At 55.1% G+C, this 18,256-nt stretch carries 18 protein-coding genes; 3 read left to right on the top strand and 15 right to left on the bottom strand.

The window, feature by feature from the left end:
- Positions 1 to 380, top strand: a 380-nt coding sequence (locus ACESMK_RS19520; protein ID WP_373002185.1) for a hypothetical protein, incomplete at its 5' end; no start/stop codon positions are given.
- Positions 381 to 388: 8 nt separating this feature from the next.
- Entirely contained in the window at positions 389 to 916 is a 528-nt protein-coding gene (locus ACESMK_RS19525; RefSeq protein ID WP_373002187.1) for a hypothetical protein, read from the top strand.
- Positions 917 to 998: 82 nt separating this feature from the next.
- On the opposite strand, the gene ACESMK_RS19530 is transcribed toward ACESMK_RS19525, so the two are convergent.
- From ACESMK_RS19530 to ACESMK_RS19585, 12 genes are all read right to left on the bottom strand, one after another.
- Positions 999 to 1,997 (bottom strand): branched-chain amino acid ABC transporter permease, encoded by a 999-nt coding sequence (locus ACESMK_RS19530; protein WP_373002189.1) that lies wholly within the window; start codon positions 1,995 to 1,997, stop codon positions 999 to 1,001.
- Between the two features lies 1 nt (position 1,998).
- On the bottom strand, positions 1,999 to 2,886 hold the full coding sequence (locus tag ACESMK_RS19535) for a branched-chain amino acid ABC transporter permease (protein ID WP_373002191.1): 888 nt from the start codon (positions 2,884 to 2,886) through the stop codon (positions 1,999 to 2,001).
- 102 nt (positions 2,887 to 2,988) lie between these two features.
- Positions 2,989 to 4,203 carry an ABC transporter substrate-binding protein gene (locus ACESMK_RS19540; RefSeq protein WP_373002194.1) on the bottom strand — a complete coding sequence of 405 codons (1,215 nt, stop codon included), beginning with the start codon at positions 4,201 to 4,203 and terminating at the stop codon, positions 2,989 to 2,991.
- Positions 4,204 to 4,253: 50 nt separating this feature from the next.
- Positions 4,254 to 4,976, bottom strand: a complete 723-nt coding sequence (locus tag ACESMK_RS19545) for an ABC transporter ATP-binding protein (RefSeq protein ID WP_373002198.1) — start codon at positions 4,974 to 4,976, stop codon at positions 4,254 to 4,256.
- Entirely contained in the window at positions 4,973 to 5,749 is a 777-nt protein-coding gene (locus ACESMK_RS19550) for an ABC transporter ATP-binding protein (RefSeq protein WP_373002202.1), read from the bottom strand. Before ACESMK_RS19550 ends, ACESMK_RS19545 begins: the two co-directional genes overlap by 4 nt.
- 78 nt (positions 5,750 to 5,827) lie before the next feature.
- Positions 5,828 to 6,631 (bottom strand): alpha/beta fold hydrolase, encoded by an 804-nt coding sequence (locus tag ACESMK_RS19555; RefSeq protein ID WP_373002205.1) that lies wholly within the window; start codon positions 6,629 to 6,631, stop codon positions 5,828 to 5,830.
- A 4-nt stretch (positions 6,632 to 6,635) separates the two neighbouring features.
- The gene (locus tag ACESMK_RS19560) at positions 6,636 to 7,052 is read right to left on the bottom strand and encodes a PaaI family thioesterase (RefSeq protein WP_202348699.1); all 417 of its coding nucleotides are present in this window, start codon (positions 7,050 to 7,052) and stop codon (positions 6,636 to 6,638) included.
- The gene (locus tag ACESMK_RS19565) at positions 7,049 to 8,698 is read right to left on the bottom strand and encodes an AMP-binding protein (protein WP_373002207.1); all 1,650 of its coding nucleotides are present in this window, start codon (positions 8,696 to 8,698) and stop codon (positions 7,049 to 7,051) included. Before ACESMK_RS19565 ends, ACESMK_RS19560 begins: the two co-directional genes overlap by 4 nt.
- Before the next feature lie 172 nt (positions 8,699 to 8,870).
- Positions 8,871 to 9,932, bottom strand: a complete 1,062-nt coding sequence (locus tag ACESMK_RS19570) for a proline racemase family protein (protein WP_373002210.1) — start codon at positions 9,930 to 9,932, stop codon at positions 8,871 to 8,873.
- Positions 9,932 to 11,074, bottom strand: a complete 1,143-nt coding sequence (locus tag ACESMK_RS19575; RefSeq protein ID WP_373002214.1) for a zinc-binding dehydrogenase — start codon at positions 11,072 to 11,074, stop codon at positions 9,932 to 9,934. The genes ACESMK_RS19570 and ACESMK_RS19575 overlap by 1 nt, the downstream gene beginning before the upstream one ends.
- A gap of 98 nt (positions 11,075 to 11,172) precedes the next feature.
- Complete coding sequence (locus ACESMK_RS19580; protein WP_373002217.1) at positions 11,173 to 12,276, bottom strand: AI-2E family transporter; 1,104 nt, start codon at positions 12,274 to 12,276, stop codon at positions 11,173 to 11,175.
- A 144-nt stretch (positions 12,277 to 12,420) separates the two neighbouring features.
- A complete protein-coding gene (locus ACESMK_RS19585) occupies positions 12,421 to 13,119 on the bottom strand; it encodes a DUF3592 domain-containing protein (RefSeq protein ID WP_373002220.1) in 699 nt (232 codons plus the stop codon).
- A gap of 215 nt (positions 13,120 to 13,334) precedes the next feature.
- Here ACESMK_RS19585 and ACESMK_RS19590 point away from each other — a divergent pair, with 215 nt between their 5' ends.
- A complete protein-coding gene (locus tag ACESMK_RS19590; protein ID WP_373002224.1) occupies positions 13,335 to 14,192 on the top strand; it encodes a formylglycine-generating enzyme family protein in 858 nt (285 codons plus the stop codon).
- A 12-nt stretch (positions 14,193 to 14,204) separates the two neighbouring features.
- Here ACESMK_RS19590 and ACESMK_RS19595 read toward each other — a convergent pair whose 3' ends face one another.
- The 3 genes from ACESMK_RS19595 to ACESMK_RS19605 form a co-directional block, all read right to left on the bottom strand.
- On the bottom strand, positions 14,205 to 16,775 hold the full coding sequence (locus ACESMK_RS19595) for a hypothetical protein (RefSeq protein ID WP_373002227.1): 2,571 nt from the start codon (positions 16,773 to 16,775) through the stop codon (positions 14,205 to 14,207).
- The gene (locus tag ACESMK_RS19600) at positions 16,762 to 17,622 is read right to left on the bottom strand and encodes a DUF4123 domain-containing protein (protein WP_373002230.1); all 861 of its coding nucleotides are present in this window, start codon (positions 17,620 to 17,622) and stop codon (positions 16,762 to 16,764) included. Before ACESMK_RS19600 ends, ACESMK_RS19595 begins: the two co-directional genes overlap by 14 nt.
- A partial coding sequence (locus tag ACESMK_RS19605) for a bacteriophage T4 gp5 trimerisation domain-containing protein (RefSeq protein WP_411289514.1) occupies positions 17,591 to 18,256 on the bottom strand: 666 nt, incomplete at its 5' end. The genes ACESMK_RS19605 and ACESMK_RS19600, both read right to left, overlap by 32 nt.

Raw genomic sequence — 18,256 nt, forward strand, 5'->3', positions numbered from 1 at the left:
TGCCCTGGGAAGATTCAGACGCACTTCGCGAGAAAGTAAAGGAGCGCTTGCAGAAACAGACGGCAGATGGAGTGTTAACCGTCTCTCTGGTCAGAAAAAATAGACAGATTGAATACGTGCCCAACCAGGTTGTCTTTAATCCGGTAACCACGAATATCGGTGCTCTTGCTTCCGTAACCTATATGGAAACCATGACGATTCCAGACCATTATGAGGAATCGACCGAATACATCCTGAGAACAACCTTGTTCGATACGGACTCTGGCAAGGCCATCTGGCAGATGTTTTCCAGCACCATTGATCCGAAATCCCTCGAGCAGGCGACCCGGGAATTTGCCCGCGTGACTGTGCGAGAGCTTCAAAAATCCTTCACTAAATGAGCCAACACATGACCATCCGCAAGACCGCGAAGTTCACCGCCGTAATGTTGGGATTGTCCCTGGCGGGATGCTCTGTTCAGGATACGCTGTCGCTGGGAGTTGACGATCCCTGCGCCTCACTGAAAGGAATTGTTGCCGACTATCCGACAGGATTCGAGCAATATCGGGGCAGCTCAAATGGTTTCAGATCGGTGACTGTCTACAATGCGAAAGAGCAATTGATACGGGGGCACTGCGAGATCTGGAGCTGGGCGAATAACGACAGCGCCTACGTATGCTCCGGCAACACGCCCAACGACGAGGTTGCCACCACGAGGTACAACAAGGCCGTCAACTGGATGGGACAATGCCTGGGTAATAGCTGGACAAGCACGGAAGGCGAAAGAACCCGGGATGGAGAGAACGCGGGAATGGTGACCCGGTTTCGCTCGTCCGAGGCTGGCAAACCGAATGTGTCGGTTCACCGGGTCGCATTCCACGGCGATTCTGCGGTTTACGTTTATGTGGGAACACCCAGTCGGTTAGCGGAATTCTAGCCGACGAAACGCAACCACGTACTCAATGAAAAGGGCCACCTCTGAGGGTGGCCCTTTTGCATTTTCAGGGGTGACGAATGCTTCAGCCCAGATTCTTTTTCACGAACTTCTGGATTTCACCAACGATGCCGCTGCGGAAGGCCAGAACGGTAACTACGAAGATAAAACCGAGAATCGGATCTACCCAGTCCCCCAATGGGCCTTGTGAAAGCTGGTATTCGAGGTTCACCACGAAGGTAGCGCCAACCACAGGGCCCAGCAGGGTTCCGGTGCCGCCCAGCAGAGTCATGAGGATGACCTCGCCAGACATGTGCCAGTGAGCATCGTTAAGGGAGGCAAGCTGGAACACCACGGTTTTCAGCGACCCGGCCAGGCCCGCCAACCCTGCAGAGATTACAAACGCAATAATTTTGTAGCGGTCAACGTTGTAGCCCAGTGATACGGCACGTGGCTCGTTCTGCTTGATGGCCTTCAGAACCTGCCCATAGGGCGAGTTAACGATTCGTTGCACCAGCAGATAACCGCCCAGAAACACCACCAGCACGAAGTAGTACATGGACACGTTGTTTTCCAGATCGATAAGACCAAACAAATGGCCGCGGGGAACACCGTGCAAGCCGTCTTCACCACCGGTAAAAGGCGCTTGGACAAACACAAAGTACACCAACTGGGCCAGTGCCAGGGTGATCATGGCAAAATAGATACCTTGCCGCCTGATCGCTACTATCGCAAACAGCAAGCCCAACACGGTGGCCGCAGCGGTACCAGCAATAATGCCCATTTCGGTGGTTAGCCCGGAGTGGCTCGACAGCAGGTAGCCGGTGGTATAACCGCCGGCTGCGAGGAACGCTGCATGGCCGAAAGACAGCAGGCCGGTAAAGCCCAGCAGCAGGTTGAATGCCACTGCAAACAAGGCGAAGCACAGTATTTTCATCAGGAAGGTTGCGTAAATCACAGCCGGAGCCAGGATCAGCAGTGCCAGGATCACCAGGTTGAAGATCAATTTCCTGCGTCGATCTGCATTCAGTTGGCCCATCATTGTTTTCTGGAGTTCACTCTGGTTTTCAGCAGAATTGCTCATCTCACGCCTCCTTACCAAACAGGCCCGAAGGGCGAATCAGCAGTACAATCACCATGACAAGGAAGATGACCGCGGATGAAAATTCGGGGTAAAACACTTTGGTGAAGCCCTCAATGATGCCCATTAAAAGGCCGGTAATAATTGCGCCGGCAATAGAACCCATCCCTCCGATGACCACCACAGCAAACACCACGATGAGAATATTGGAGCCCATTACAGGATTAACGGAATAGACTGGCGCGGCCAGCACACCGGCAAACGCCGCCAGCATAACTCCAAAGCCGTAAGTGAGACTCACCAGCAGTGGCACATTGATGCCAAACCCCTGCATCAGTTGGGAGTCTTCGGTACCGGCTCGCAGGTAGGCACCCAGCTTGGTTTTTTCGATCACGAACCAAGTGCCAAAGCAGACCACCAGGGCCACACAAATGATCCAGGCGCGGTAATACGGCAGGTACATGAAGTCGAGCCTGATGCCGCCCTTGAAGATCTCGGGCATGGAGTAACGCATGCCTGACACCCCGTAGATATTGGTGAGGATCCCCTGAATCATCAGGGCCACACCGAAGGTCAGCAGCAGGCTGTAGATGTGGTCCTGCCCGGCGATCCGCCGCAGCAGGAAGTACTCGATCAACACGCCGAAGCATCCAACCACCAAGGGTGCCAGGAACAGCGCTACCCAGTAGTTGATGCCCATCACGTCGAACATGATGACGGTGACCATGGCGCCAAGCATGTACATAGCACCATGGGCAAAATTGATAATTTTGAGCAGGCCGAAGATAACCGCCAGCCCAAGGCTCAGTAAGGCATAGAAGGAGCCATTGATAATCCCGAGCAGTAACTGGCCAGACAGCACAGCCGTGGGGACTCCCAGAATCTCGGTCATGTTACAAACTCCAAAAGCAGAGCAACAGGCACGGGCGAGTTGCGTTTCTGCAGATCAGTAGCCGCCCCGCCGGGATTGCGGGACGGCCCCTCGGTCAGTACATCAGTTACCGGTAACGAGCGAGCACTTGCTCTCGGACAGCGGGCGGTACGCCTCGTCTCCCGGGATGGTGCGCAGAATCTCGTACAGATCCCACTCGTTCTTGGACTCTTTCGGCGTCTTCACTTCCGCCAGATACATGTCATGCACCATGCGGCCGTCCTCACGGATCTTGCCATTGGTGGCGAACATGTCATTGATGGGAGTTGCCATCATCTGTTTGCGGACATCACTGGCTTTGTCCGAACCGGCTTCCTTCACGGCGTTCAGATACTGCATGGTGCTGGAGTAAATACCTGCGTGGACCATGGTCGGGCGCACACCGGTTTCTTCCATGAAGCGGTCAGACCACTCGCGGGTCTCATCGTTCAGATCCCAGTACCAGCCAGTGGTGAGCTGGATGCCCTGGGCTGTTTCTGCACCCAGCGCGTGAACGTCAGTGAGGAACAGCAGCAGGGCTGCAAGAGTCTGGCCGCTCTGGGTCAGGCCAAATTCACCGGCGGTGGTGATGGCGTTGGTGGTATCCGCACCGGCGTTAGCCAGGGCAACCACGTCGGCACCGGAAGACTGGGCCTGTAGGATGTAGGACGAGAAATCGTCCGTCGGGAAGGGGTGTCGTCTGGTACCGATGACTTCACCACCGTTCTCCTCGACTACCCGGGTGACGTCTCCCTCAAGAGCATGACCGAATGCATAGTCTGCAGTCAGGATATACCAGCTTTTGCCACCCTCCTGCACAACCGCCTTGGCGGTACCGTTGGCCAATGGGTAAGTGTCATACACATAGTGAATATGGTTGGGTGTGCAGTGTTCGTTGGTGATGCTGGAGGCGGCAGAACCAGAGACGATGCCCAAAGCGTCGCTTCCGTTGAGGAGTTTGGTCACGGCGATGGAGACAGATGAGGCAACCAGGCCGGCCACCAGGTCGACGTTGTCATCTTCCAGCCAGCGGCGCACCGTGCTGGACGACTGGTCCGGATTGTTACGGTCGTCCGCTGTCAGCACTTCAATGTCCGCGCCGTTAACTTTGCCACCGAAGTCTTCTATGGCCATTCTCAGGGCAGCCTCGCCATTGGGGCCTGCCAGGTCACGGTAGGTGCCGGACATATCGGCCAGGTAACCGATCTTTATTTTGTTGTCCGATATCTCAGCCTGGGCACTGCCCACAAGCATGGCTGATGCAATCGCTGATGTCAGAAGCTTTTTGGTAATTGTCATTGTTGTTACTCCGCTACTGTTCGTTGCGTTGGTTTTCGGGTGTCCAGGCGCTAAACGCCCAGATAGCTATCCAGCAGCGACTGCTTGGCTTCAAGCTCGTCGGCGCTGATTTCCTCCACAATCTGGCCGTGTTCCATCACGTAATGACGGTCCGCCAGCGGTGCGGCGAAATGGAAATTCTGTTCGACCAGGACGATGGTCAGGCCTTTCTTTTTCAGTTTGATCAGCACCTCGCCCAGCTTATCAACAATCACCGGGGCCAGCCCTTCGGTGATTTCGTCGAGCAGCAGCATGTTGGCGCCTGTCCTCAGTATCCGCGCCATGGCCAGCATCTGCTGTTCACCACCAGAGAGTTTGGACCCTTGACTGGTGCGGCGCTCATACAGGTTCGGAAACATCGAGAAGATTTCTTCCAGTCCCATACCGCCGCTTCGGACGACGGGAGGAAGTGTCAGGTTTTCCATGACATTGAGGCCGGAAAAAATGCCCCGGTGTTCAGGGCAATACCCGACTCCCAACCTTGCGATGTGGTGAGGCGCGCAGGACATCGTCTCCTCGCCGTTGATCATGATAGAGCCGGTGCGACGGCCCACCATATTCATAATGGCTTTCAGGGTGGTGCTGCGGCCGGCACCGTTGCGGCCCAGGAGGGTCACCAGCTCGCCCCTCTGAACCTCCATGTCGATACCGTGGAGAATGTGAGACTCACCGTAAAACGCATGCAGCCCTGAGATGCGAAGCTGTTCGTATTCCTTTCTTTGGGCCTGGCTCATTCCGCTGTCTCCTGCTTGGTGGCTGCAGAGCCACCCATGTACACCTCACGCACCCGGGGATCCTCGGAAACCTCCCCGTAATCGCCTTCGGTCAGTATCGAACCCTGGGCGAGTACGCTGATACGGTCGCAGAGTTTGCTGACCACACTCAGATTGTGCTCCACCATTAGCACCGTCCGGCCCTGGGCGGCTTTACGCACCAACTCCACAACCTGGTCCACATCCTCGCTGCCCATGCCCTGGGTAGGCTCGTCAAGCAGCATCAACTCTGGCTCCATGGCCAGGGTCGTCGCCAGTTCCAGCGCACGTTTGCGGCCGTAGGCCAGTTCCACAGTGGTGGTATGGGCAAAATCGGCAAGGCCAACACTGTCCAGAAGCTCCATACAACGATCGTTAAGCTTGTTAAGGGAGTCACCGGATTTCCAGAAGGCGAACGAGTTACCTTCGAAGCTCTGGAGTGCCACGCGAATATTCTCGAGTGCTGTCATGTGAGGAAAAACAGCCGAAATCTGGAAAGAGCGGACAACTCCCCGACGGGCGATGGCCGCGGACTTCATCTGGGTAATGTCCTGGCCATTGAAAAGGATCTGGCCCCGGGTCGGAATCAGGAACTTGGTGAGCAGATTGAAGACCGTGGTCTTGCCAGCGCCATTGGGGCCGATAAGGGCGTGAATATGGCCTTTCTGAACTTTCAGGTTCACATCGTCGACCGCAACAAAGCCCTTGAATTCCTTGACAAGGTTACGGGTCTCCAGAACGAACTGTTCACTCATGAGCCAATCTACCTTTGTTATTGTTGTGCGTTTTATCTGTCTACCAGATTAGATTGACGTATACGTAAACGTCAACACCTAATTCTGTTTTTTAAGTACGATCTCGCTACGCAAAAAGTCGTATAGAAGGTCTACTACCTGGTCCTGCTTTTCCAGGTGTGGAGAGTGCCCGGTGTCTTCGAGAGAGACCCCGCGTGCATTTGACCCGATGCCCGCAACTATGTCCGTCACCTGCTCTGGCACCCCGTATTCGTCGTTCTCCCCCTGAATGATCATAGCCGGACATTCGATTGCCGCCAGCCAGCGACTGAAATCCATGGCTGATTGGAACCCTTCGTCTCGCCAGACTGTCTGCCAGGCATTGAAGAGATCGTCGGTCCGGTTGCCGTGATGGCGGGCCAAACGGTCCCGGATATCCGTCTCCCGGTAACGAACGGCCATCTCCTCTATTCCAGCGAGAGTGAGGTGATCCGCATAGATGTGCGCGGCCATGGTTACCAGAGCCTTCACTCGATCACCCATGGCGCCCGCAGCCACAAGGGTAATGGAACCGCCATCGCTGTGGCCAATCAGCACAACCTCGCCGATTTCGAGCTTATCCAGCAACCGGGGCAACCATTGATGGCCGGCAACTTCAAGGTACTCGTAAGGGCGAGGGAGTTCTTCGTCAGAAGAGTGGCCGTAGCCCTGCCGATTGTAGATCAGTGCATCGCAACCGGTGGCCTTTGCCAGCTTTTCCGGGAACTTCCGCCACAGGGCGATGCTGCCGAGGGATTCATGGAGAAAAACCAGAACCGGCCCTTTCGACTCCTTGTGCTGGATCCGCCTGACTTCCAGTTCAACACCGTCACCCACCGCCACCATCATGTCTCGAATCTGCATGACGCTACCGGTTTGGCGGAATTGAATAGGTCATGGTGGAATGAGCCACCGGCTCTTCCGCGCCTTCGGAATAGACAAACACCTCGCCGACGCCCATGGTACGGCCCACTTTCAGCATGGTGGCACGGGCCCAGATGGGCTGATGGGCCACCGGCTTGCGGAGGAAATTGATATTCAGATTGGTGGTCACCGCCAGCGGCACCAGTCCAATCTTGCTCAACAGCGCCGCGTACAGGGTGACATCGGCCAGCCCCATCATAGCCGGCCCGGAGACGGTTCCCCCGGGCCTGAGATGCGCCTCGTCCACGTCCAGCTTCATCTCTGCCCAGCCATCCCCGAGCTTCTGCAGGGTGCCGTAGGCTTCCCCCTGCGGAAACTGCTCGTCAAGGAAGGCCTGCAGCTCTTCAAACGTAATGATCATGCGCCGATTTCTTCCTTGGCCTGATTACGCAGAACGAACCGCTGGATTTTCCCACTGGGTGTCTTGGGCAGCTCATCAACGAACTCGATTTCCCGGGGGAAGGCGTGCGTGGACAGCCGGCGACGCACCAATTCCTGAAGTTCGTCCTTCAGGGCCTGCTCGTCTCCAATAGCGTAATCGCCCTTGATCACCACATAGGCCTTGATGATGGAACCGCGCTTTTCGTCCGGCTTGCCAACAACACCTGACTCTGCCACAGCTGCGTGCTCAAGCAGTGTACTTTCGACGTCTGCCGGACCAACCCGGTAGCCGGCGGTGGTGATGATGTCATCGTCTCGGCCGCTGAATGAGAAGTTGCCATTGCCATGGTTGATAACCATGTCGCCAGTGAGGTAGTAGCCGTTTACGAACGGGTCCTTCTCACCCCAGGTGTAGCCATCGAAGTGGAACAGCGGGGAGGCCTTTACATCGACAGCCAGCTGACCGACTTCGCCCTCGCCCACTTCCTCGTTCTTTTCGTTCAGAGCGACGACTTTATGGCCAGGGGACGCATAGCCCATGGAACCTTCGCGAACAGGATGCTCAAGGCCGTGGAAGTTGCAGCAGGTCATGCCTGTCTCGGTCTGGCCGTAGTGATCTTTCACCGGGCAGAAGTGGCGGTTGCGAATCCAGTTCACCACTTCCGGGTTGAGAGGCTCACCGGCGCTGCTCGCGACTCGCAGACCCAGGTTCTCGCCTTCCGGCAGCACGTGATCGTTGGCCTTGAGCAGACGGTAGGCCGTAGGCGCCGCAGCCAGGTTGGTGATCTTGTACTTCCGGATCATGTCGTAGGTGGATTCCGGCGTAAAACCGCCCGGATTGAAGTGGGTAGCGTGCCCCATCAACAGAGGCCCCACCACGGCGTAATAGAGGCCATACGCCCAGCCCGGGTCGGCCACATTCCAGAACTTGTCGTCGTCCCGCAGATCAATGGCGTACTTCATGTAGACGTAGAACGCCAGCAGAGCCTTGGCAGGCACAGCAACGCCCTTGGATTTACCCACGGTTCCGGAGGTGAACATCTGCAGGAACGGATCGTCGCCCTTGATCATGACCGGCTCAAACTCGCTGGACTGGGCCGCCAGGGTTTCTTTGAAATCAGGAATGTCGGCGCCAATCTGACTGGCGTTGACACCAACAACCTGCGGGCAGACCTTGACGTCGTTCAGCTTGGGATAGTTTTCCGGATTGGTCACTACCAGCTTGGTGCTGGCCCGCTCAAAACGGTATTCAATCGCTCCGGAACCGAAGGCAGTGAACAGGGGCTGATACACCGCGCCGGCACGAAGGGTTCCGGCGATAACGATCAGCAGCTCCGGAGTACGCGGCAGGAGTGCCGCCACCCGGTCACCCTTCCCGATGCCCTGGGATTTCAGGTAATTGGCGAAGCGTGCCGACGCCTCTTTCAGCTCAGCGAAGGTCAGGGTGCCGTCACCGCCATCCTCTGTTTCGTAGTAGAGCGCAACCCGACTGGGGTCATCCGCCCACTTGTCACAGATTTCGTGGCACACGTTGAGCCCGCTATCCAGACGTCCATCCAGGATGTCCGCTTCCAGAGCAGCAGGATCGAAGTTGTTGTAAACGTCGGTATATTCCGGAAGGCTCATTCTCAACTCCTGTTGTTTTTATCATTGAAAGCACGGGTCAAGGTTTAGCACAGGCTTCACTTTACGTAAAGGTAAACTTTAGACCAAATAGGAAGAAATCCGCGGCGTTTTATGAGGAGGGAAACCGGCGCGGCAGGCATACCGCGCCCGGTAAGGAAATCAGGACAGGCGTTCAGTTTTTGGGGGTCATTTTCCCGCTATGGCGGCTCGACAGGATGTGATGCAGTGATCCACATTCCACCATGGGATCATCACAGTTCACCACGATGTCGGAACGGGCAATGACATAACCCTTGCCGGTGATACTGTTCCTGATCACCTGATACTCCCCTTCTTCCTCGATCGAGGTAAATTCACCGATAAACCCGGTCTCTCTCAGGGAGACGGTTTCGAGCTTGTCGCCCGGCTTGATACGGCCTTCGTAGTTCATTAAGGCCAGGCGGGCCGAGGTACCTGTGCCTGTTGTACTCCGGCAGATCACGCCGGGATGGACATAGGTTGCGGAACGGGAGCGGTAATAACCGTCAGCCACATGCTCCACAGGCCCCATGAAGTGCAGAAACGGGAGCGGGCCGACATCACCCAGCGTGTAATGGGAGAAGCCACGCTCAGCCTGTATGGCCTCGACAATGGCGTGAGCGGCTTCCGCCAGTTTGCGCTCTTCGTCCAGGGTCAGGTCGAAGCCCATGCTGGCCGCATCCACCAACGCATAGAAGCCTCCACTGTAGGCAACGCTGTAGGTAATCTCTCCCAAAGACGGCACGTCGATGCTGGCTTCGTAGGTGTGGATATAGCTCGGCAGCCCTTCACAGGTGATGGCCTCGACGACACCATCGTGCACCGTGGCCTCGATCTGGACCAGGCCAGCGGGCGACTCCAGGATAAAATTCTGCTTGCCTTCCTGTTTCGGCACGATGCCCGATTCAAGCACGGCCGTGGCCGTGCAAATAGTGTTGGAACCGGAATAGATCGGATACCCCATCACTTCCATGATGATGTAACCGGCGGCGGCCCGGGGATCCGTTGGCGGCACCAGCAGGTCCACCGACATTTCCGGCACACCATAGGGCTCCTCCAGCAGCAGCCTGCGCAGGCCATCGGCGTCATCCCGAAGGTATTCCATCTGCGCCCGAACGGTATCGCCCGGCAACAGATCAATGCCACCGGTTACAATCCGGCTGACGTCTCCGCCAGCGTGGGTATCCATTAACTGAATGGTCAGTTCGGGTTTCATCAGGCGCGCTCCAGTGACCAGGGTTGGCCGTGTTCTTCCCATTGTGAGTCGGGAACAATCACGATCTTGCCGAGATAATTGCTACCCCGGTTCACAAAGTACTCTTCTGCCTGATGCAGATCGGAGAGCCGGAAAGCACCGTGCAGAACCGGTTTCAGCTGCCCTTCACGGATCCAGGCCATCAGTTGTTCCGCTTCTTCGCGAGTACCATGGGATACGCCGAAAATCTGCACCTGGTAGAGATAGATGCGGGTCCAGAGGATTTCGCTGATATTGCCGCCACTGGCGCCTGCGATACTCAGGCGTGGATAGGTGCTGCGGGCATTCATGTCGAAGATCATGGTGTCGATGAACACATCGGTCATCTCACCACCCACCAGGTCCATCACAGCGTCTATGGGTTTGCCGCCGGTTTCCGCCTTCACACGATCCACGAACGAGTCCATATCGGAGCGATCCAGCACAGCCTCAGCACCCAGCTCCAGCAGAGCTTCCGACTTGTCCCGCTTGCTCAGGGCGTAGGGAATAGCTCCCATGATCCGGCAAAGCTGGATCAGGGCCGTGCCAACGCCGCCGCTGGCACCGGTCACCAAAACCCGTTCTCCCGCCTTGATGTTGGCCGAGGTTAGCATGTGCATAGCAGTCTGATAGGAGCACATGCCCATGGAGGCAACTTCAGCATCAGCCAGCTCGGCGTTGGGGATGTGATGGAACTGGTCCGACGGGAGTGCCACGTATTCGGCGTATCCGCCATCGGCGCCATGGCCAAAGTAGTCTGGCGTGAGATTGATATCCCGCCGGTCATCGGCGTAGATGTTGAAATCCAGCAGACCCCGTTCACCGATGCGGGACTTATCCACGCCGTCACCAACGGCCAAGACACGGCCTGCGATATCCGCACCCTGAATCCGGGGAAAAACCAGCGTGGGCTTCCCGCCCATCTGGAAAGAGGTCATTTCGCCCTTTTTGGTGGGATAGAGCCCTTCCCGCGCTTTGCGGTCGGTGTTGTTCTTTGCCGTTGCCGTCACCTGAACAAGCACCTGGCCGGGCCCCGCACGGGGAACAGGCACATCCTGATACTCGAGCTTGTCGACATCACCGTGACCGGTGAGAACCATGGCTTTCATGGTATTCGGGATCATGGGCGGGTGATCCTCCCTGTCTGCTGAATTTCGGGTATTCAGAGAGGATAGGTGAGTTTGCCGGGCGTGTCAGTGCGTGTTGCGGGTATCCATTATGACTACCGCGCAATCACCTTGTAGACCGGACGCAACCTGGGAATCTGCTTGAGAACAACCTGAATGACGGTCATCAACGGCACGGCCAGAAGCACGCCCACCGGACCCCAGAGCCACCCCCAGAAGAAGATAGAAACAAATATGATCACCGGGTTAATCGCCATGCGGAAGCCATGGATCCAGGGCTCGATGAACAGCCCGACCAGTGTGGTCAGCCCCAGGAATCCGAGGGGCGCAATCGCCATCATCCAGAGCTCATCGAGGCTGACCGCCGAAACGATGGTCAGCATGGATATCGAGAGAATATTACCCAGATAGGGAATGAACCGGGCCAGGCCCGCAACCAGCCCCCAGACCGCCGGATCAGGAAGACCCAACGCCCAGCACATCAGCCCGGTTGTTGTGCCCACAGCAAGGTTGCTCAAGCCCAGTACCCCCAGATATTGGGCAATCTGGTGTTGAGACTCATGAGTCATTCTCAACACGGTCCTGCGTTGCTCTACCGGTAATTGGCGAATGAAATTGTGGATCAGCCGATCACCGCTAACCAGAAGAAAATAAGTCAGTGCCAGAGCCAACGCGAGGCCCGCAATGCCATTACGGACTTTGGTCATCAACTGGCTGCGCCAGGAATCTGTTTGCAGAACCACCGCCGTGGGCTGCTTCTGTTCCGTCTCGGAAATCTCTTCTACAGACTTTTCAACCTGCTCCGCCGACTCCGTTACCTTGGCAATCTGGCGACTGATCTCGCTCTCGCCAACAAGCAGCCTGGAAATGCCCTGGGGCACCTCTTCCACCCATTTCAAAGCCGGCGTCCCAACCGCAAGGGTGATGCCAACGATGCCAGCCAGCACCAGCAGCACGAACACCAGAGAGCTGACCACCCGGGGAATACGCCATTTCACATAGGCTCTTTTGACCAGAGGAGACAGCAGCAGGCTGGTCATGACCGCAAGAATAATGGGCAGGACAATCTGGTGAGCCACGTACAGAGTGTAAAGAATGCCGAGGCCGAACAACCCGTAAATCGGTGTGGCAAGATCCGATGAAATCAGCGGGCGCTTGTTCTGTCCCGCCGGGTCGTTGTTTGTGGAATGGTCGTCCATTTGAACCCTGAAAACCTTGGGAATAATCCTGCCACGGATAAATCCGGGCCGGCGTTCAAAACGGTCAGTCTACCCTCCCCCGTGCCTCGGCGCATCCGGGAGAGGGTTACGCGGGGTTCACCTGAGTCACATTTCAGTGCCCGGTCAGCGCGCCATCTTCGGCAAAAAGGACGTATCTACCCAGTAGCGCTTCGGGTTTGTCGGATTGATGTAAACGGGAATAGAGTCGCTCTGTATATGCTCTGACGGGTCAAACCAGAGGTTGCCGCTCCTGAAAACATGAATGTCGGACGTAACCGGATTTTGCCACTGGCACACGATCTGATAGGGGCTTTTGCCGTTCATTACGATCATCTGGTTCTTTTCGACGCTCTGGAAGTTTCCCTGAACCAACTGCCCTGTTTTGCGAAGTTTGGCCGCCCCGCCGTTTCTGACCGCCGGCACAACAAACATCCCCGCTCCGACCAGGAAGAAAGCGCCGCCCAGACCTCCTACGATGAGGGTTGCTCCCCAAAGCGAGAAGAAGCCATCAATTCTTGCAGACTCGACATCTCCGGGCATGAACAGCACTCGAACGGTTTCACCTCGGCTGTAACTGGGAGGATTACTACCGCTGGATGAGCGGAACTCTGTGGCTCTGCCCTGCTCATCTTCAAAACGAACGAGAGGGTAATAGGCGTTTGAATCACTGGACCGGGATCGAATCAGATCAGTCACCACACCCTGCGTGGCTGTCGCGGTTTGAAGAAAGGTTGAAGTACTCTGGAAAGAGAAAAAAGCGCCGACAAGCATGCCGACACCCACGAGTGTAAAGATCACTCGCAGCGCATTGAAGGTTTTCATATCAGTTCCTTTGACGGTTTATTTCTTCCTTGCCCGAAAACGCCCTGTTTTCGGGAGCAGAAATTATACTCGAATCGACAAGGCTTGAAAGTCACAAGATGAGACGCGGTTCCTCCAATCTGGACAAACTATCTCTATGGTAATTCTGTTGCTTCAAGCAAATTGATAGAATCCGACCAACACATGGAGTGTTAATACCATTGCACGGAGCAAGCATGCGTTACCTTGTTTTTTCTTCTCTTGTTGTCACTTCTGCCCTTTCCGGCTGCAGCCTTTATTACGAATCCCAGGCAAAGGACATGGTCCAACGCCAAATGGACGCCATGGTTTTTGTGGAAGGCGGGGAGTTTATGATGGGGAATCCCGGGGGGTGGGATGGTAGCAAAGACAGTTGGCCACCTCACAAAGTGGTTCTGGATGATTTCTATATTCAGAAGTATGAAGTTACCCAGGGGGATTTTGAGCTATTTATGGCAGTTACAGGGTATGAGCCCTCAGATAGACGTTATGAGCAAATGCGTGATAAAGCCCCAAAGAGATTCGCGGGTAATTTACCGGCAGTTGCGTCTTGGAGAGATGCGAATGCGTTTTGCCAATGGCTGAAACAGGAAACTGAAGCAAAAACGTCGTTGCCCACGGAAGCACAGTGGGAATTTGCAGCTCGCTCTCGAGGAAGACTGGCTAAGTATGCGACCTTGGGAGGCCAGGCAATACCAAATAAAACTATGGCATCTGGCCCAGAGCTATTTGACCGCGATGGCCAAACTTATGAAGGAATGCTGCCACTGAAACCTGGAACATTTCCGCCAAACCCACTAGGTTTGCACGACATGTCCGGTAACGTGAGTGAATGGGTTAGCGACAAATATCTTAAGGACTATTATGAGCGGTCCCCGGTAAAGAACCCGGAAGGCCCCGAAGAGGGCCAAAAAGATATATTTGATGGAGATCCCTACCGTGTGGTTCGTGGCGGCAACTTTCACGACTTTGAAGGAAACACCACTGTTACCCGCCAAAAAGGATCGGAAACCCTGGCCGTAGAAACCAGGGGCTTCAGGTGTGCGATGAATTAAAAACGATTCAGATCAAGCGCCTGTGGCGGCATATAACTCAGACAACCATTTTTCAGCTATTGGAGCATACTCTGAGCGGAAAAGGCGCTGCACAAATAGTTTAACGTAGTTCTGCTTTAGATCGTGAAAGCCGCCTTTTTGTTGAACACTGTTCCCCATGCGCTTCAAGACCTCTATCAACTCCCTACGACTTGTTACGGACCCCACGATTTTCATGGCTGCTTGATCTGCCGCTCTTCGGTAGGGGTCATCGAAGCTAAAAGCACCAGCCCCATCTCTTACTAGGACTGCTAAAATATCAGCCTTGGCACCAGGCGTGAGCTGAGTGACGTTTTCGCTATCTATGACACGCGTTGCAACATTCTTGAGATCTTCATCTGGGGAACACAGGCGTTGCCAGAAGCTCTCGATTTTATCCAACCCTTGGTCAATGAGCTCCGAAAACTCCGTGCTCGTGAAGATAAACGTTTTAAGTAGAAGCTCTAACTGTGCGAATGCTCCACGATCAATCCAGTCCAAAAACCGGAAATCACTACGCTCTAAAGACCATCTTACGAACTTCGCCAATTCCCAAATCTGCTCACCATTTAATTCTGCAGCTATCCCACCGCCACCACCGGGACCTATGACGAGGCGTCCCGAAAGTGTCATGTGCAGTTTGCCGTCAACAATAAAAACCCGGTAATCGAAGCCTGCTCCAATTCCCGTTGAGATCGCGAATTCAGGTTTAACGTCCAAGAGAGATCGATAACCCGAGTCAGCTTCACGCCGACTTTCGCTTACCTCTGACGCTGCGCCCTCCACATCTTGATAAGCCGCCTTCCATTTAAGCCCGAAACTGGCCTCATTACTCAAGGTCGCACCAGCAAAAGCTTCACCATTAGTCTCTCCTGAGATATCAACCTCGCCGGGTGCGGTGGATAACTTCGCATTTGCAGCGAGCGACAGACAGGCGCCAGCAAAGCCCTGAATCCGGTATTCCGCGTCTGCCCTGAAGTATCCACAATGGAGCTTTATCGAGTTTCCCTGGTGATTTTCGTACTCGAGAAGCACCTTTGCTCCAGCCTCATCCGGCAGCCTGGCCGAAAAGGTCGCCTCTCCCTGCAACAGACTGTACGCCGCCTGCATTTGGGTGCCGATGTAAGCCTCGTCTTTCTGGGGATCGAAGTTGGCTTCCAGGCTGCACTGAGCGGCGAACCGGAACATCTGGGCTTCGGCACTTGCTGCGAAGCGCCCGTCTTCGGTCGAAGCTTCTTTCTTGAATAATTCAATTTCCAATTGATTGAAGAAATTGTCTTCTTTGCTCTTCCACTCGGCAAACTTCAGCTTGAGCGACCGGTCGTTCTTCAAACCCTCTTTCGCCTCGGACCAGGCCCGTTCAAAGTCAGCAGCGCTCATAACTGCACGAACATCCGAGACCTTCAGCGACTTCCAGTTATCGCGTAATTGATTCAGAACTTCCTGGCGGGCGTAGCGGTAACCCGCGCCACCGGTATGCTTTAGTTCAACCAGGGGGCGAGCCTTCATCGAGCCAACGTTCGGTTTGGCGAGAACATCGACAGCCGAAGGAGGGCTGGTTTCCACCAAACGCCTCAGAGTTCTTTCTATATCTACGATGAGTTCCCGGCGCTCCTGCTGCTCCTGACGGTGCTTTTCAACTTCGTCATGATGAATGATATTCCAAAGCCGGACAGCCCAGGACACCTTCGCGGCATATTCGCTGACGTAATCCATGTAGGGAATCAGCTCATCATCGAGCTCGTTCAGTCGTTGCTTCTTGTTGATCAAAGACTGAATATCGGCCTCTGCAATGAAATCCGGCCAGCGGGTGTATTTCTTCAATTCCCGGGTTTCATACCTGAGCTGTCGAATTTGCTGGCTATCTGCCTCCTTATCGCTCTTTGCCATCCGATACTGAAGCTCAGCCTCCAGCGCCGCCCTGAGGAACCTGAGCCTTTCATCCATGACATCCAGGTCCTGCTTGCTGGCGTCGGTTATCAGTTTGTGGGCCTCAACCTTGGCCTTGACGCCGGGCAGTGTCGCCTCCAGTTCTGCACAGAGCGTTGCGAACACTTTTACTGAAAGCTGATCCGCGGTATCTGTCAAATTGCGTTGACTGGCCGGAAACAGAATCTGGTTTCGAATCTGATTGATTTCATATTCAATCCTCTTTTCTCGACGACGCTGATGCTCAAGCCTTTGTTTCTCTCTTCTCCAACGAGCCTCATAATCTCTGAGAAGCTCTTTTGCAGTGGAGCTGACCTGGGGCTTAGGGAGCGCACCCAACTCTCTCAGACTCTTCCAGGCCTTTTCCCGAGCCGCCGGTATATTCTCTTTCGGCCCAGCTTCCGCCTTTTTCAACTCGATTAACGGTCCGTTGAGCGTTTCAATCTCCCGATGCAGATCTTTCAGTTGAGTCCGGGTAAGAGCGTAAACAATATTCTCCTCCCCCGTGACATGCACAAGCGCCTCACATACCATCGAGCACTCTGAACATTCCAGATCGTCTCTGGTGTCATCGTTAGCTGACAGGGCCGGCGGTAACTCACGCTGTTCACCTGACTGAACCTTATGCTGTGACATCCTTGAACTCCATTACGCTTTCCATAGCGTTCAGACGGTCGACCGGCGTCATGGCCGGCTCATTCATGATTTCCCGAAAATTCTTTAAACCAGATAGAGGAGCACCCTTTCGAATCCTTAGCCGCAACCAACGCTCCTGTAATGAGCTGGATTCAAAGCCAAGGGTGAAGGCTTCCTGCAGTTGTTCGAATACCCAGATTCTTTGGTCGCCGTTTTCTGGCAGATACTCCCTGTAGACTCTCGCGTAAGTGATTGCGCGATCTGCCAAGCGAAACCTTGGTAACTCGGTAAGTTCAGCCTGGGACAATGAAACAGGCCGGGGAAAGTCCTCGCTCTCTGCGTGATCTGGCGACTGGCATCCGTACCAGGCACCACATTGGCTCCAATAGATCGTCGCTCCGGAGCGCACTATCCTTCGTGATCTTTCCGCGAGGGTAGCCACCAATGGACGAAAAGACCTTGGGTCGTAAAACCGGAAAAGTCGTTCATCGGATTCGGCAAGCGCCAGCAACAAGTCCTGAGCCCAACCGAAAACCCGATCAGGGCTTTCACTCGTTTCGATGACGATACCCAGGGGCAACCGGGTCATCCGCTCTACCAGTCTTTCCCGGACCTGGTGACTACCAGTAAACTCCAGAAAAATCGGGCCTGATTGCCAAGAAGCTTGCCATCGGGTGTTTTCCAGAAGACTCCGCCAATGTACAACTCCCTGCTGATCAGAGTCGTACAGAAATTTCAGGAACCGCTCATCAACGCCGAGGTCGATGACGGCATAGTCCGCGCGGGAGGGTTCCTCGTTCAGCAACGGCAGACCATCAAGCGTGGTAATGTAGTTTGCAGCGTCCATTCTCATCAAACTCGCAGTCGGAAACGACTTGCGCTCCCTGGTTAGCTGATTCCTTCAGCAATGTTGAGTAATCTGCCAGTACCTTGGGGGCACTTTTACCCGAGCTCCTTTGCCCGGTCTCTGCAAGTTCCTCGGCGCTAGCCCGAATGGAGCCTTCCGTAAGCCCGACCGGCAACTCCGGACCTTTCGCGCCCACCCCACTACCACTGCCAGGCCCGCCACCGGAATTCATACGCACCGAAGGCCCGGATACTGTCACGCCACCGGGATCGACCTTCACAAAGCTGCCACCGGCGGCAAGCGTCACTTCGGCACCTGCCTCAATAACGATCTTCATGCCCGCCTTGTGGTGAATTTCGCTGCCGGCCTCGATGAGCTGGTTTTTGCCCTGTTTGCTGTGATGACTGCCGTTGACAGTGAGACTGGAATCCCCACCTATGCTTTCTCGAAGCTCGCCATCCACAGTGCGATGGTCGTCGCCTTTGATGTGGCTAAACCGGCTATTCCCGACGGTGAGATGGCTATCGTTGTTTACGACCTCGGTCCGGTTGTGTTCCGTCAGCAGGTCCAGATCCTTCTGGGCATGAACGTAGATCTGTTCCTGATCCGCCTCATCCTCGAACCGCAGTTCGTT

This window comes from Marinobacter sp., assembly GCF_041687235.1.
Taxonomy (GTDB): Bacteria; Pseudomonadota; Gammaproteobacteria; order Pseudomonadales; family Oleiphilaceae; genus Marinobacter.